Here is a 14307-nt window from a genome sequence, read left to right as displayed (position 1 = left end):
CTCAGTCGCAGTCGCGGCAGATCGGCTGACCGTTCTTCTCCCGGGCCAGCTGGCTGCGGTGGTGCACCAGGAAGCAGCTCATGCAGGTGAACTCGTCCTGCTGCTTCGGCAGCACACGGACGGCCAGCTCCTCGTTCGAGAGGTCTGCGCCCGGCAGCTCAAGGCCTTCTGCGGCCTCGAACTCATCGACGTCGACGGCAGAAGCGGACTTGTCGTTCCGCCTGGCCTTCAGCTCCTCAAGGCTGTCGGAGTCGACATCGTCGTCGGTCTTGCGTGGGGTGTCGTAGTCGGTTGCCATTTCGCTCTCCCCCTCTGGGTGTCTGCGGGTGTCTCCAGCGCACGTAACGCGTGAGAGGCCGGACTTGTGCCCGCCTCGAGGCGGAGATTTTGCCTCACATCAAGGTCTGTTACTCAATCGACACCCAACCGGACTCCTCAAGAGTGATCGGGTTGGATGGCGAACGGGACCGTACACGGTCCGTGTGCCCCAGCACAAAGGCATCTCACCGTGTACTTCCCGTGATCAAGGCCCGGGAAAACCCGGATTTTTAGGCTTTATGGGCACTCGAACGATCACAGAGAGTAGATGGCTGGAAAAACATCGCTGTGATCGATCACACAAGGACAGTCGAGGTCCCGGATCAGAAAATTCTGCGCAAAGCGAACATCCGACCGAGCCAACGCCCTCTCAGGTGGGCAAGGTGACGCGCATCACCAATCCACCGCCCTCTCGGGGCTGCGCGCTGATGTGCCCGCCGTGGGCGCGCGCCACGGACCGCGCGATCGACAGACCCAGCCCCACGCCCTTGTCGCTGCCCGTGCGCTCCGTACGGAGCCGGGTGAAGGGCTCGAAGAGGTTGTCGATCTCGTAGGCGGGGACCACCGGTCCGGTGTTGGAGACCACCAGCACGGCCTCGCCGTGCTGGAGCTCGGTCGTCACCTCGACCCAGCCGCCCTCCGGGATGTTGTAACGCGCCGCGTTCTGAACGAGGTTCAGGGCGATCCGCTCCAGCAGGACCCCATTGCCCTGGACGACCGCCGGGCCGCGACGGCCACGGATCTCGATGCCCTTGGCCTCCGCCTCGGCGTGCACCTGGTCGACGGCCTGGGACGCCACCTCCGCCAGATCGACGGGCTTGCGCTCGACGATCTGGTTGTCGCTGCGGGCGAGCAGCAGCAGGCCCTCCACGAGCTGTTCACTGCGCTCATTGGTGGCGAGCAGCGTCTTGCCGAGCTGCTGCAGTTCGACGGGCGCCGCCGGATCGGACAGGTGCACCTCGAGGAGCGTGCGGTTGATCGCCAGCGGCGTGCGCAGCTCGTGCGAGGCGTTCCCGACGAAGCGCTGCTGGGCGGTGAACGCCCGCTGCAGCCGCTCCAGCATGTCGTCGAAGGTGTCCGCCAGCTCCTTCAGCTCGTCGTCGGGGCCGTCCAGCTCGATACGGCGGGACAGGTCCGAGCCGGCCACCGCACGCGCGGTACGGGTGATCCGGCCGAGCGGCGAGAGCACACGGCCGGCCATCGCGTAGCCGAAGGCGAAGGCGATCACGGCAAGGCCCAGGAGGGCCAGCAGCGAGCGGCTGAGCAGGTTGTCGAGGGCGTGCTGGCGCTGCTCGTTCACGCACGCGTTCATGGCGTTGTTGAGCTCGTTCGCCGTGGGGGACGCGGGGAAGTTGCAGGTGTCGCTGGCGACCTGACCCGAGAGGATCTTGAACGGCAGTTCGCTGCCCACGTTGAGCGCATGCGCGGCGAACAGATAGATGATCGACAGCAGCAGGATGCCGGCGATCAGGAACATGCCGCCGTACAGCAGCGTGAGCCTTATGCGGATGGTCGGGCGCAGCAACGGGAACGCGAGTTCCGGACGGCGCGGGTCCCACGTGGGCTTGGGAGGTGCCATGGGCGGTGCGGGTGTCGGCGACACGGTCATCAGATCCGGTATCCGGAGCCGGGCACGGTCACGATGACCGGGGGCTCTCCGAGCTTGCGGCGCAGGGTCATGACGGTCACGCGCACGACATTGGTGAAGGGGTCCGTGTTCTCGTCCCAGGCCTTCTCCAGGAGCTGCTCGGCCGAGACCACGGCACCCTCGCTGCGCATGAGCACCTCCAGGACGGCGAACTCCTTGGGGGCGAGCTGCACCTCCTTGCCCTCCCGGAAGACCTCACGGCGGTTGGGGTCCAGCTTGATCCCGGCGCGCTCCAGGACGGGCGGCAGCGGCACGCTCGTGCGCCGGCCGAGGGCGCGTACGCGCGCGATGAGCTCGCTGAACGCGAACGGCTTGGGGAGGTAGTCGTCGGCGCCGATCTCCAGGCCCTCCACGCGGTCGCTGACGTCGCCCGAAGCGGTGAGCATCAGCACCCGGGTGGGCATGCCGAGCTCGACGATCTTGCGGCAGACGTCGTCGCCATGCACGAGCGGGAGGTCGCGGTCGAGGACGACCACGTCGTAGTCGTTGACGCCGATGCGCTCCAGGGCGGCCGCACCGTCGTACACGACGTCGACGGCCATGGCCTCCCGGCGCAGTCCCGTGGCCACCGCATCGGCGAGCAGTTGCTCGTCCTCGACGACGAGTACGCGCACGTCGCTTGTCCTTCCTCTGTCCACCCGCGTCACCCGATTGCGGGCAGCCCACGGGCAGGTCTGTCGTGGATGAGCTCCATCCTGCCCTTTTCGGCCGTAAACCGGCTGTAAGACGGGGTGAGGCGCTCCGCCATACCGGGGCGGCGGTCCGGGAATGAGAAAAAATCTCGGGCGGTTGAGGTTTCCGTGGAAGGGCGCGGGGGGAGGACGGCTTTACACCCCGCGATCACGCTCTGCATGTGGCACACCACGATGTGGTCGGCTGCTCACCGCTTCCCGCAGGGCGGGCGTGGGTGTCCGGCACCGTCGCCGCCCAGCCAGGGCTGCGCTGGGCACCCAGTGGAGACGTGATCGACCTTCCCAACGGCACACCCCCGTGCCATCGACCCACGACCCAGGACGAGGGGGCGCAGCATGGACGCATTCACCGCAGGACTTCTGCAGCGCATACGGGCGACCGAGTCCGACCTGACGCGGGCGCGCGAAACCGGCGACGACTTCCTCGCGGAGGTCGAGCAGTCGGAGCTCGACGACCTGCATCGCCTTGCCGCCGAGCACGGTGTGGAAGTCGGCGCGACGCGCGTCTGATCAGCTCGCACCGAGCGGGCCCCGGCAGATCCAGGCCAGGGCCCGCTTCGCATGCCTGGGCTGTGGGAGCGAAGGCCCGGGCCCGGCACTCCCCCGGAGGCGGGATCGCCGGAGCCCGCACGGGTGGGCGGCCGAGTGAGTGATCCTGCCGAAGCCACGCACGGACCACCGGTCGGTCCGTCGAGCGCGCTCCCCCGGCCGGCGCACGCCCGTCGATCCGGCCCGGGAACCCGCCCACGAGCCTCAGGCCCGGGCCCTGGGGTCACGCACGGGCCGGGTGGGTGTGCTCAGTCGTGCCACGCTCCCAGCTCGTCCAGCCGGGCCTGGAGCCGCTCGAAGAGACCCGGTGGGGCGGCGATCGTCAAGGCCGGGGAGATCGGCTCCCCGGGGCGGCCGCCGGTCAGCGCGCCCGCCTCGCGCGCGATCAGGTCGCCGGCCGCGTAGTCCCAGGGGTTCAGCCCCCGCTCGTAGTACGCGTCCAGGCGGCCCGCCGCCACATCGCACAGGTCGATCGCGGCCGAGCCGCCCCGCCGGATGTCCCGCACCTCGGGGATCAGCCGACGGGCCACCTCGGCCTGCTGGGCCTTGCGCTCGGCGAGATAGCCGAAGCCGGTGCTCACCAGGGCCAGGCCGAGCTCGGCCGCGGGACGCACCCGCGCGGGGCGGTCGTTCACGAACGCCCCCTCGCCCTGGACGGCTCGGAAGATCTCCTCGCGCATGGGGGCGTGGACCACTCCCACCAGCGTCTCCCCGTCCTTGCGGGCGGCGATGGAGATCGACCAGCTCGGCAGCCCGTAGAGGTAGTTGACCGTTCCGTCGATCGGGTCGATCACCCACTCGACACCGCTGCTGCCCTCGACACTGGCCCCCTCCTCGCCGAGCAGGCCGTCGTCCGGCCGGCGGTCGGACAGGAGCCCGGTGATGAGCTTCTCGGCAGCGATGTCCATCTCGGTGACGACGTCGATGGCACTGGACTTGGTGGCGGCCACCCCGAGGTCCTCGGGGCGCCCGTCGCGCAGGAAGGCGCCCGCGCGGGTCGCGGCGTCCAGCGCGATCTCCAGGAGTTCGGCCTTCAGCCGCTGCGACGGCTCGGACTGCTCGATCACGGTGTTCCTCACGCGTAGAGGCTGTCGGCGCCCGCGGCGGCGGGCCTGGGGGCGCGGGCCGGGCAGCAGCCCACCGGACAGACGTTGTGGTTCGGGCCCAGGGCGCCGAGGGCGCACGGGGCGGCCTGCTGCCCCCGCTCGGTCGTCGCGCGCTCGACGATCAGGTCGCGGACGGCGGCGGCGAACCTCGGGTCGGCGCCCACGGTGGCCGAGCGGCGCACCGGCAGCCCCAGCTCCTGCGCCTTGGCCGTGGCCTCGGTGTCGAGGTCGTAGAGCACCTCCATGTGGTCCGAGACGAACCCGATGGGCGCCATCACGACCGCCGGGACCCCTGCGTCGTGCAGCTCCTCCAGGTGGTCGCAGATGTCCGGCTCCAGCCAGGGGATCTGCGGGGCGCCCGAGCGCGACTGGTAGACGAGCTGCCAGGGGTGGTCGACGCCGGTCCGCTCGCGCACGGCCTCGGCGATCAGCCGGGCCACGTCCAGGTGCTGCTTCACATAGGCCCCGCCGTCCCCGTGCTCCTCGACCGGGCCGGAGGTGTCGGCCGCCGACGTGGGGATGGAGTGGGTGCTGAAGGCGATGTGGGCGCCGTCCCGGACGTCCTCGGGGAGGTCGGCCAGGGACTTCAGGACGCCCTCGATCATGGGCTCCACGAAGCCGGGGTGGTTGAAGTAGTGCCGCAGCTTGTCGATCCGCGGCAGCTCGAGGCCCTCGCCCTCCAGGGCGGCCAGCGCCCCCGCGAGGTCCTCGCGGTACTGGCGGCAGCCGGAGTACGACGCGTACGCGCTCGTGGCCAGGACCAGAATGCGGCGGTGGCCGTCGGCGACCATCTCGCGGAGGGTGTCGGTCACGTAGGGCGCCCAGTTGCGGTTGCCCCAGTAGACGGGCAGGTCCAGGCCGTGGTCGGCGAAGTCCTTGCGGAGCGCGTCGAGAAGGGCGCGGTTGTGGCTGTTGATGGGGCTGACCCCGCCGAAGAGGAAGTAGTGCTGCCCCACCTCCTTCAGGCGCTCCTTGGGGATACCCCGGCCTCGCGTCACGTTTTCCAGGAACGGGACCACGTCGTCCGGGCCCTCCGGGCCTCCGAAGGAGAGGAGCAGCAGGGCGTCGTACGGTCTGGCGTCTAGTGCGTCGGGCATGTCTACGATCCTGCCACCCGCCTCCGGCAACGCTCCTGCCACCCGCCCGTGCCGGGCAGCCGTTCACGGATGATCGACCGGGCGTTCGGTGCACCGTGGTCCGCCGGTCCCGGAACCGGGTCTACTGAGGCGGACCACGGTGCCGTCCGCACACTGGTGCGGACGGTGAGCTGCGCATACGTTAGGGTTGCCTAACTCGTAAGGCGCATGATCGCTTTTCATGCCTTACCGGAAGCATCGGAGACCCCGTGCCCAGCCCCTATCGCGCCTTGTTCGCCGCTCCCGGTTCCAAGGGTTTCTCCACCGCCGGCTTCCTCGGCCGGATGCCTCTGTCGATGATGGGCATCGGCGTGGTGACGATGATCTCCCAGCTCACCGGGCGCTACGGGCTCGCGGGGGCGCTCTCCGCCACCATCGCGCTCTCCGCCGCCGCGCTCGGCCCGCAGGTCTCGCGTCTCGTGGACCGGTACGGGCAGCGCCGGATACTGCGCCCCGCGACGCTCTGCGCCCTGACCGCGGCCACCGGGCTGCTCCTCACCGCGTATCTGAACGGGCCGGACTGGGTGCTGTTCGTGTGTGCCGCGGGCATCGGCGCGGTGCCGAGCCTCGGCGCCATGATCAGGGCCCGCTGGGCAGCCCTGTACCGGGGCACTCCCCAGCTGCACACCGCCTACTCGTTCGAGTCGGTGGTGGACGAGGTCTGCTTCATCTTCGGACCGATCATCTCCATCGGCCTGTCCACGAGTTGGTTCCCGGAGGCCGGGCCGCTGCTCGCCGCGTGCTTCCTCGCGGCGGGCGTCTTCTGGCTGACCGCCCAGCGCGCCACCGAGCCCGAGCCGCACCCGCGAGAGCACCACACCGGCGGCACCGCGCTGCGCTCACCGGGACTGAGGGTGCTCGTCGCCACGTTCGTGGCCACCGGCACCATCTTCGGCGCGGTCGACGTGGTGACCGTCGCCTTCGCCGACGAGCAGGGCCACAAGGCCGCGGCGAGCGTCGTCCTGGCGCTGTACGCGGCGGGTTCCTGCGTCGCCGGCCTCGTCTTCGGCCTGCTCCGCTTCACCGGGGCGCCGGAACGCAGATGGCTGCTGGGCATATGTGCCATGGCCGTGAGTATGATCCCCCTCCTACTGGTCGGAAACTTGCTGTTTCTGGCCGTGGCGCTGTTCGTTGCGGGCCTGTCCATCGCACCCACGATGATCACGACGATGGCCCTCATCGAGCGGCACGTACCACGCGCGCATCTGACCGAGGGAATGACCTGGATATCCACCGGGCTCGCGGTCGGGGTCGCGATCGGCTCCTCCTTGGCCGGCTGGGTGATCGACGCGGCCGGCGCGAGGTCCGGGTACGGGGTTCCGGCGGTGTCCGGGGCCGTCGCGGTCGCGGTCGGTTTCCTCGGGTATCGCCGGCTGGGTAGGCCGGTTCCGCAGCGGGGAGGGCCCTATGAGCACCACAGTGAGCGGGAAGAGCGGCACGTGGCGTAACTGGGCGGGGAACGTCACCGCCCGGCCCCGGCGGGAGGTCACCCCCGCGTCGGTGGAGGAACTCTCCGCCGCCGTACGGCGGGCGGCCGAGGACGGGCTGACGGTGAAGGCCGTCGGCACCGGGCACTCCTTCACCGCCGCCGCCGCGACCGACGGCGTACTGATACGCCCTCAACTGCTGACCGGCATACGCGGGATCGACCGCGAGGCCGGGACCGTCACCGTCGAGGCGGGCACCCCGCTGAAGAGACTCAACGCCGCGCTCGCACGCGAGGGGCTGTCGCTCACCAACATGGGCGACATCATGGAACAGACGGTCTCCGGCGCCGCCAGCACCGGCACCCACGGCACCGGCCGCGACTCGGGGTCGATCGCCGCCCAGATCAGGGGACTGGAACTGGTGACGGCCGACGGCTCGGTGCTGAGCTGCTCCGAGAAGGAGAACCCGGACGTCTTCGCGGCCGCACGCATCGGGATCGGCGCCCTGGGGATCATCACCGCGATCACTTTCGCGGTCGAGCCGATCTTTCTGCTGACGGCCCGCGAGGAGCCGATGCCCCTGGAGAAGGTGCTCGCCGACTTCGACGAACTGTGGGCCGAGAACGAGCACTTCGAGTTCTACTGGTTCCCGCACACCGGGAACACCAACACGAAGCGCAACAACCGCAGCCTCGGCCCCGAGAAGCCCATCGGACAGCTGAGCGGCTGGTTCGAGGACGAATTCCTTTCCAACGGGGTCTTCCAGGTGGCCAATTGGGTCGGCCGCGCCGCGCCCGCCACCATCCCGGCGATCGCCCGGATCTCCAGCCGCGCCCTGTCGGCCCGCACTTACACCGACATCCCCTACAGGGTCTTCACATCGCCGCGCCGGGTGCGGTTCGTGGAGATGGAGTACGCCGTCCCGCACGAGGCGTTGGTGGAGACGCTGCGCGAACTGAAGGCGATGGTCGACCGCTCGCCCCTGCGCGTCAGCTTCCCCGTCGAGGTGCGCACCGCCCCGGCCGACGACATCGCCCTGTCCACGGCGTCCGGGCGGGACACCGCGTACATCGCTGTACACATGTTCCGCGGTACGCCCTATCAGGCGTACTTCACCGCCGCCGAGCGCATCTTCACGGCCCACGAGGGACGCCCGCACTGGGGCAAGGTGCACACCCGGGACGCGGAGTACCTCGCCGAGGTCTACCCGCGCTTCGGCGAATTCACCGCCCTGCGGGACCGTCTCGACCCCGACCGGCGCTTCGGAAACGACTATCTGCGCCGCGTATTCGGCGCCTAGGGAAGGTGTTTGACGGACCATCAGATTCGGTCGCCTTTCCGTCGCAGGGTGATTGCGGTGCTGCGCGTCGGGTGAGGTGCGCCACGTTTTTCGGCCGCGAAACGGTGCAGTGGGCGGCCGAGTCACACCCCTTGCCAGAAGTCGGGCGGCGCGCCGATCTACTCAGGTGGCCCGAATGGAGTACTGTTGCGAGCCCTGGGTCCGGTCTCCCGCCAGGGCGTCCGGGGCCTTGCTGGACCGCCGGGGGGGGGCTGGTCGCACAGGGTGACGGGTATCGTCACTTAGCGTTGCGAATAGGTAACCGTGCCATAACGGCGACCCAGGGCCCATGCCCGACACGCCGGGCAACTCGGCAAGGTTGTGGCAGGCTGCACCCGGGCAGGCCACACTCGACTAGCGGAAGCAGCGACGCACGTGACGTCGGCAGGCACCACCCGGGAGGTCCCCATGCCCGAACTGCGTGTCGTGGCCGTCTCCAATGACGGCACACGGCTGGTGCTGAAGGCTGCGGACAGCACGGAGTACACGCTTCCGATCGACGAACGGCTCCGCGCCGCCGTACGCGGCGACCGTCCCCGCCTCGGCCAGATCGAGATCGAGGTGGAGAGTCATCTCCGCCCCCGTGACATCCAGGCCCGTATACGCGCCGGTGCGACCGCCGAAGAGGTGGCGCAGCTCGCAGGGATCCCCGTCGACCGCGTACGGCGCTTCGAGGGCCCCGTGCTGGCTGAGCGCGCCTTCATGGCCGAGCGGGCCCGCAAGACACCCGTGCGCCGGCCCGGCGAGAACGCCGGTCCCCAGCTCGGCGAGGCCGTCCAGGAGCGGTTGCTGCTGCGGGGCGCCGAGAAGGACACCGTCCAGTGGGACTCCTGGCGCCGCGACGACGGCACCTGGGAGGTGCTGCTCGTCTACCGGGTCGCGGGTGAGCCGCACTCGGCGAGCTGGACGTACGACCCGCCCCGACGGCTCGTCCAGGCGGTCGACGACGAGGCGCGGTCGCTGATCGGCGAGTCCGACGACTTCTCGGCAGCCGAGCCGAGTTACCCCTTCAAGCCGCGGATCGCCCGGCTGCCGCGTGACGGCAGGATGGACCGCGCCCTGGAGCGCCAGGCGGAGCGACCCGTCCTGCCGGCGCAGTCGTCCGAACCGCCGGAGGAGAGCACCGGTGAGCGTGACTCGCTCACCAGTCTTCTGGAGGCGGTGCCCAGCTTCCGCGGCGACCTGGTGGTGCCGGAGCGGCCCGCCGAGCCGCAGGAGGAGCCCGTGCAGGAGCCCGCGGCGGAGGAGCCGCCGGCGCCCGCGGCCTCGGCCGGCTCCGCCTACGCGGACGTCCTGATGCCGCGCAGCGTCGGCAGCCACCGTGACCGTCTGATCGGTGCGACGGACCGCCAGGCCGAGGCGGACGGCGTCCGGCCCGGCCGCAGAGCGGCGGTACCCAGCTGGGACGAGATCGTCTTCGGCACCCGGCGCAAGAAGCAGGACTGACCCGACGTCCGGGGGCGGGGTCCACGCGCTCGCGTGGACCCCGCCCCCGCGTTCACTGCGGGTCCGGACCGACCGCGACCGGGCGACCGGTGTTGCCGGACCACTCCGACCACGACCCCACGTACAGCGCGGCCGTGATCCCCGCGACCGCCAGCGCCAGCACCTCGTGGGCCGCGGAGACACCCGAACCGCAGTACACCCCGACCTCGGTCCCCTCCCTGACACCCAGCGACTTGAAACGGTCCACGAGCTCTACGGCCGGCCGGAACAGGCCGTCCTCATCGACGTTCTCGGACGTCGGCGCCGACACCGCACCCGGAATGTGGCCGCCCACGGGGTCGATCGGTTCCACCTCGCCCCGGTAGCGCTCACCGGCCCGCGCATCGAGGAGCACCCCGGTCCGGGCGAGTGCCGCGGCACCGTCGGCGTCCAGGAGCGGCAGGGCCCCCGGCAGGGGCCGGAAGTCTCCGGGGGCCGGCTCCTCGGCCCCCGTGGCGAGCGGCCCCTGCCATGCGGGGAGTCCACCGTCGAGCACCCGGACGTCCGGGTGCCCGGTCCAGCGCAACATCCACCACGCACGTGCGGCGGCCCAGCCCTGCCCGCCGTCGTACACGACGACCGGCCGCTCCGAGGAGACGCCGGCGGCCCGCATGGCAGCGCCGAAACGCTCCGTGCCGGGCAGCGGATGCCGCCCGGCGGGGCCGGGCGGATCGGCGAGATCGGCGTCCAGGTCCACGAAGACGGCGCCCGGAATGTGACCGGCGGCGTGGGCGGCGCGGCCGTCGAAAACAGGGGCGCCGGACGCCGCCGCGGCGGTCAACTGCCAGCGGATGTCCAGCAGCGTCGGCGGCTGCGGTCCCGCCAAGTCGCTCGCGAGTTCGGATGCGGAGATGATGGCCTTCATGGCCCCCATCCTCGCGCACGGGGTGGCCGAGTCGCTCAGGTCCGGCTACTCTGCTCCGCCGAACAGGTCCGGTGACCGCGTGTACGGGTTCGGGCACATGCTGTACAGCCGATGCTCACGGCCGGCACGCCGCACCGCCAGGGAAACGGGACGCGACATCGCGCATCGGGCAGGGGTACCTCGGGCCGCCGGGCGCCTCGCCACGGCGCGGCCCGACCGTAGGACGCGACCGGTGGTGCGAGCATCGACACGAGGCGTGCCCCTGCGCGTGCGCGGCGCACGGGCATGCGGGCGGAAGCTGAGCGGCCGCCATGAGGGGCCGAGGAGAGAGTGACGATGACCGAGGCACGGGGGTCGGCGGGCCTGACCGGCACGACGCATGAGAGGCACGCACCCGGTACGCCGTGCTGGGTGAGTCTGATGGTGCACGGGATGGCCGCGACCCAGGAGTTCTACGGGGCGCTGTTCGGCTGGGAGTTCCGGCCCGGACCACAGCCGCTCGGACCATATGTGCGGGCCGTGCTGAACGGCTACGAGGTGGCGGGCATCGGCCAGCTGCCGCTGGACCGCCATCTGCCCATCGCCTGGACGCCGTACCTCGGCTCGGACGACGTGGACGTGACCGCCGAGCAGGTACGCAGCTGCGGCGGAACCGTGGGCGTGGGCCCCCTGGACGCGGCCGAGGCCGGACGGCTGGCCATAGCCTGCGACCCCATGGGCGCGGTGTTCGGCATCTGGCAGGCTGCCGACCACCTCGGCACGGGCCTGACCGGCGTACCCGGCACCCCGGTCTGGAACGAGCTCCTCACCTACGACACGGCCAGTGTCGCCCCGTTCTACCGGACCGTCTTCGGCTACGCCGAGGAGCCGGTCGTCTCCCCCGACTTCGACTACATCACCCTCCACATCGAGGGCCGTCCGGTCGCCGGCATCCACGGTGTCGGGCAGGCACTGCCCCGCGACCGGGGCGCGCACTGGATGACGTACTTCCAGGTCGTGGACGCCGACCGGGCGGCCGAACGGGTCGCCGAACTGGGCGGCCACATCGTACGCGCCATGTGCAACACGGCCCTGGGTCACATGATCACGGTCGCCGACCCGGAGGGCGCGACGTTTTCGGTGGTCAGCCCGCTGGGCTGACCTTTCGGGTGAAACGGTCGGCCTCTCCGGTGAGAAGGCCAGTCTCTCGGGTGAGTCCTGGGCGTCAGGTGGACGGCACGGGGAGGACGTCCGGGGACAGGGCCGCCGCGCGGGCGGTGGCCGCGGTCATCCGGCGCCGGTGGTGGCGACGGCACAGGACCTCGTAGCCGATCTCGTCTGCGGACTGGTTGACGTCCCCCACGACCACCTGGGCACCCTCGACCACCATCGCCCCGCCGACCGTACGGGCGTTGTGCGTGGCGCGGGCGCCGCACCAGCACAGGGCCTCCACCTGGAGGACCTCGACCCGGTCGGCGACCTCGACCAGGCGCTGCGATCCCGGGAAGAGCCTGGTGCGGAAGTCGGTGGTGATGCCGAAGGCGTAGACGTCGAGCCCGAGGTCGTCGACCACACGGGCCAGCTGGTCGATCTGCTCCGGCGCCAGGAACTGCGCCTCGTCGGCGATCACATAGTCCGCACGCCCGCCCTGCGAGAGATGGTCGACTACGTACCCGTACAGGTCCTGCCCGTCCGCCACCTCCACCGCGTCCGTCACCAGGCCGAGCCGTGAGGAGAGCTTGCCCTCGCCGGCCCGGTCGTCGCGCGTGAAGATCATGCCCTGCAGTCCCCGCGCGGAGCGGTTGTGCTCGATCTGGAGAGCCAGCGTCGACTTCCCACAGTCCATCGTTCCGGAGAAGAACACCAGCTCGGGCATGGGGAGTTGAGAACCTTTCGGGGCAGGGGTTCGGGGCGTGCGGATCTTCAGCAGCCTACTGGGCGACGGGACGCGCGGCGCTCAGGTACGGACTTCCAGCAGGGGCACCAGCTGTTCGACGGCCGTCATCGAGCCGTGGTTGCCGACCATCGCCGACTCCTTCGGCTCCCGTTCGGAGGCGATGATGAGCACGTCGTCGCGGGCCGCCGCGACCACGTCGCCGATGCGCCGGTACACACGCTCCTCGACGTGCGGGCCGAACCAGCCCGCCGCGATCGCCTCGTCCCGCGAGGCCACCCAGAACTGCTCGCCGAGCACCTCGCGCCAGCAGGTCAGGACATCGTCCTCGGCGCCCGGCACGGCGTAGACATGGCGGGCGCGCCCCTCTCCGCCCAGCAGGGCGACCCCGGCGCGCAGCTCCCAGTCCTCGTCGAAGTCGATGCGGTGCTGCTCGTCGAACGGGATGTCGATCATGCCGTGGTCGGCGGTGACATACAGGGCGGAGCGCGGCGGCAGCTGTTCGGCCAGCCGCTGGACGAGCCGGTCGACGCACATGAGCTGGCTGCGCCAGGTATCGGAGTCGACACCGAAACGGTGGCCCGCGCCGTCGAGTTCGGCGTAGTACGTGTAGACCAGAGCCCGGTCGCCGGCGGCGAGTTGCTCGGCCGCCAGGTCCATACGGTCCTCGCCGGTCAGCCGCCCGAGGAACGTTCCGCCGCTGAGGGCGACCTTGGTCAGCGGGGTGTTCTGGAAGGTCGGGGAGGAGACCTGCGCCGTATGGATGCCGGCCGCGTCGGCGAGCTGGAAGACCGTCGGGTAGGGCTGCCAGGCCCGCGGTTTGGTCCAGGGCTGCCAGCGAAGCTGGTTCATCAGCTCACCCGTGTCGGGGTTGCGGACCGTGTAGCCGGGCAGGCCGTGCACGCCGGGTGGCAGTCCGGTGCCGACGGAGGCGAGCGAGGTCGCGGTGGTCGCCGGGTATCCGGCCGTGAGGGGCCGGCCGCTGCCGCCGCGCGAGGAGCCGAGCAGCGAGGTCAGGAAGGGCGCGTCCTCGGGGTGCGCCTTCAGCTGTTCCCAGCCGAGCCCGTCGACGAGGAACACGCAGTTGCGGTCGGCGGCGGTCAGCTCCGGTATGGCGGCGCCGTGACCCGGCACCCCCATGCCCGCGGCCAGGGTGGGCAGGAGGTCGGCCAGTGAGCCGGTGCCGTACTCGGGGACCGGCGCCGAACCGGCGGCGAGCGGCTCCGGGTGGTCGTCCCAGGTGGTCAGCGCCATCAGTGGGTCAGGTCCGCGGTCGCCTCGGAGAGGGACTGTGCGAAGGCGAGCGCTTGGCGCACCGTCTCCGGGCCGTCCCCGGCCTCGCTGACGCGCAGGCTGAGGTCGTCCGCCGTCGAACTGCCCGTGTAGCCGTGGTCCGCCTCGCAGTTGGGGTCGCCACAGGCGGCGGGTTCCAGGTCGATGCGGGAGACGGCGCCCCAGCCGATGGTCAGGACGACCTCGCGGGGCAGCGTGCCCGGCGTGTACGCCTCGGGGTTGGCGACGACGCGGCTGACGACGACCGAAGAGATCCGGCCGAGCTTCACCGACTCCGTGGAGGTCGTCGCGTACGGCGTCGGGGAGGTGTCGTCCGCGGCCTGCTCGTCGGTGTGGCTGACGATGAAGCGGGTGCCCGTGAGGACCAGCACGGTCACATGGCGGCGCACCTCGTTCGCGTCGAACGTGGTCTCCTGATGGACCAGGTACGACCGGATCGGATCGCCGCCCACGGCGGCTTCCACCGCCTCGGCCACGAGAGCCGGGTAATAGCCGCTGCGCTCGATCGCCGCGCGCAGCCCCTGGGTCGTCGTACTGGTCTTGGCCATGACGTCCATCCTACGGGGGTGCACTGAC

General features: G+C 70.8%; 14 protein-coding genes. 5 read left to right on the top strand and 9 right to left on the bottom strand.

Annotated elements, in window-relative coordinates; genetic code table 11:
- Window position 1: 1 nt before the first annotated feature.
- The 3 genes from ACWDA7_RS28355 to ACWDA7_RS28345 form a co-directional block, all read right to left on the bottom strand.
- Entirely contained in the window at window positions 2-298 is a 297-nt protein-coding gene (locus ACWDA7_RS28355) for a DUF4193 domain-containing protein (RefSeq protein WP_003993510.1), read from the bottom strand.
- Window positions 299-688: 390 nt separating this feature from the next.
- Window positions 689-1921, bottom strand: coding sequence for a sensor histidine kinase (locus ACWDA7_RS28350; RefSeq protein ID WP_450607522.1), 1233 nt, complete (start codon window positions 1919-1921; stop codon window positions 689-691).
- A gap of 5 nt (window positions 1922-1926) precedes the next feature.
- The gene (locus ACWDA7_RS28345; protein WP_055494404.1) at window positions 1927-2580 is read right to left on the bottom strand and encodes a response regulator transcription factor; all 654 of its coding nucleotides are present in this window, start codon (window positions 2578-2580) and stop codon (window positions 1927-1929) included.
- A 414-nt stretch (window positions 2581-2994) separates the two neighbouring features.
- Between ACWDA7_RS28345 and ACWDA7_RS28340 the strand changes: the two genes are divergently transcribed.
- On the top strand, window positions 2995-3168 hold the full coding sequence (locus ACWDA7_RS28340) for a hypothetical protein (protein WP_181923169.1): 174 nt from the start codon (window positions 2995-2997) through the stop codon (window positions 3166-3168).
- Window positions 3169-3455: 287 nt separating this feature from the next.
- On the opposite strand, the gene ACWDA7_RS28335 is transcribed toward ACWDA7_RS28340, so the two are convergent.
- Window positions 3456-4286 (bottom strand): inositol monophosphatase family protein, encoded by an 831-nt coding sequence (locus ACWDA7_RS28335; RefSeq protein ID WP_450607499.1) that lies wholly within the window; start codon window positions 4284-4286, stop codon window positions 3456-3458.
- The gene (locus ACWDA7_RS28330) at window positions 4283-5410 is read right to left on the bottom strand and encodes a ferrochelatase (RefSeq protein WP_450607497.1); all 1128 of its coding nucleotides are present in this window, start codon (window positions 5408-5410) and stop codon (window positions 4283-4285) included. The genes ACWDA7_RS28335 and ACWDA7_RS28330 overlap by 4 nt, the downstream gene beginning before the upstream one ends.
- 248 nt (window positions 5411-5658) lie before the next feature.
- Here ACWDA7_RS28330 and ACWDA7_RS28325 point away from each other — a divergent pair, with 248 nt between their 5' ends.
- The 3 genes from ACWDA7_RS28325 (at window position 5659) to sepH (ending at window position 9661) form a co-directional block, all read left to right on the top strand.
- Window positions 5659-6897: an MFS transporter gene (locus ACWDA7_RS28325; RefSeq protein WP_450607495.1), complete on the top strand. Its 1239-nt coding sequence runs from the start codon at window positions 5659-5661 to the stop codon at window positions 6895-6897.
- On the top strand, window positions 6857-8176 hold the full coding sequence (locus ACWDA7_RS28320) for a D-arabinono-1,4-lactone oxidase (protein ID WP_450607494.1): 1320 nt from the start codon (window positions 6857-6859) through the stop codon (window positions 8174-8176). The genes ACWDA7_RS28325 and ACWDA7_RS28320 overlap by 41 nt, the downstream gene beginning before the upstream one ends.
- 447 nt (window positions 8177-8623) lie before the next feature.
- Window positions 8624-9661 (top strand): septation protein SepH, encoded by a 1038-nt coding sequence (gene sepH, locus ACWDA7_RS28315; RefSeq protein WP_450607492.1) that lies wholly within the window; start codon window positions 8624-8626, stop codon window positions 9659-9661.
- Window positions 9662-9713: 52 nt separating this feature from the next.
- On the opposite strand, the gene ACWDA7_RS28310 is transcribed toward sepH, so the two are convergent.
- Window positions 9714-10565, bottom strand: coding sequence for a sulfurtransferase (locus tag ACWDA7_RS28310; RefSeq protein ID WP_450607490.1), 852 nt, complete (start codon window positions 10563-10565; stop codon window positions 9714-9716).
- Between the two features lie 336 nt (window positions 10566-10901).
- On the opposite strand from ACWDA7_RS28310, the gene ACWDA7_RS28305 reads away from it, so the two are divergent.
- The gene (locus tag ACWDA7_RS28305) at window positions 10902-11705 is read left to right on the top strand and encodes a VOC family protein (protein WP_450607488.1); all 804 of its coding nucleotides are present in this window, start codon (window positions 10902-10904) and stop codon (window positions 11703-11705) included.
- A gap of 64 nt (window positions 11706-11769) precedes the next feature.
- Here ACWDA7_RS28305 and ACWDA7_RS28300 read toward each other — a convergent pair whose 3' ends face one another.
- From ACWDA7_RS28300 to ACWDA7_RS28290, 3 genes are all read right to left on the bottom strand, one after another.
- Window positions 11770-12420, bottom strand: coding sequence for a thymidine kinase (locus ACWDA7_RS28300; protein ID WP_450607486.1), 651 nt, complete (start codon window positions 12418-12420; stop codon window positions 11770-11772).
- A gap of 81 nt (window positions 12421-12501) precedes the next feature.
- Window positions 12502-13692, bottom strand: a complete 1191-nt coding sequence (locus ACWDA7_RS28295) for an alkaline phosphatase family protein (protein WP_450607485.1) — start codon at window positions 13690-13692, stop codon at window positions 12502-12504.
- Window positions 13692-14288, bottom strand: coding sequence for a DUF5998 family protein (locus tag ACWDA7_RS28290; protein WP_432933768.1), 597 nt, complete (start codon window positions 14286-14288; stop codon window positions 13692-13694). The genes ACWDA7_RS28295 and ACWDA7_RS28290 overlap by 1 nt, the downstream gene beginning before the upstream one ends.
- Window positions 14289-14307 lie beyond the last annotated feature (19 nt).

Source organism: Streptomyces sp. NPDC001156 (assembly GCF_053598275.1).
This window is presented reverse-complemented; position numbering and strand designations above follow the sequence as displayed.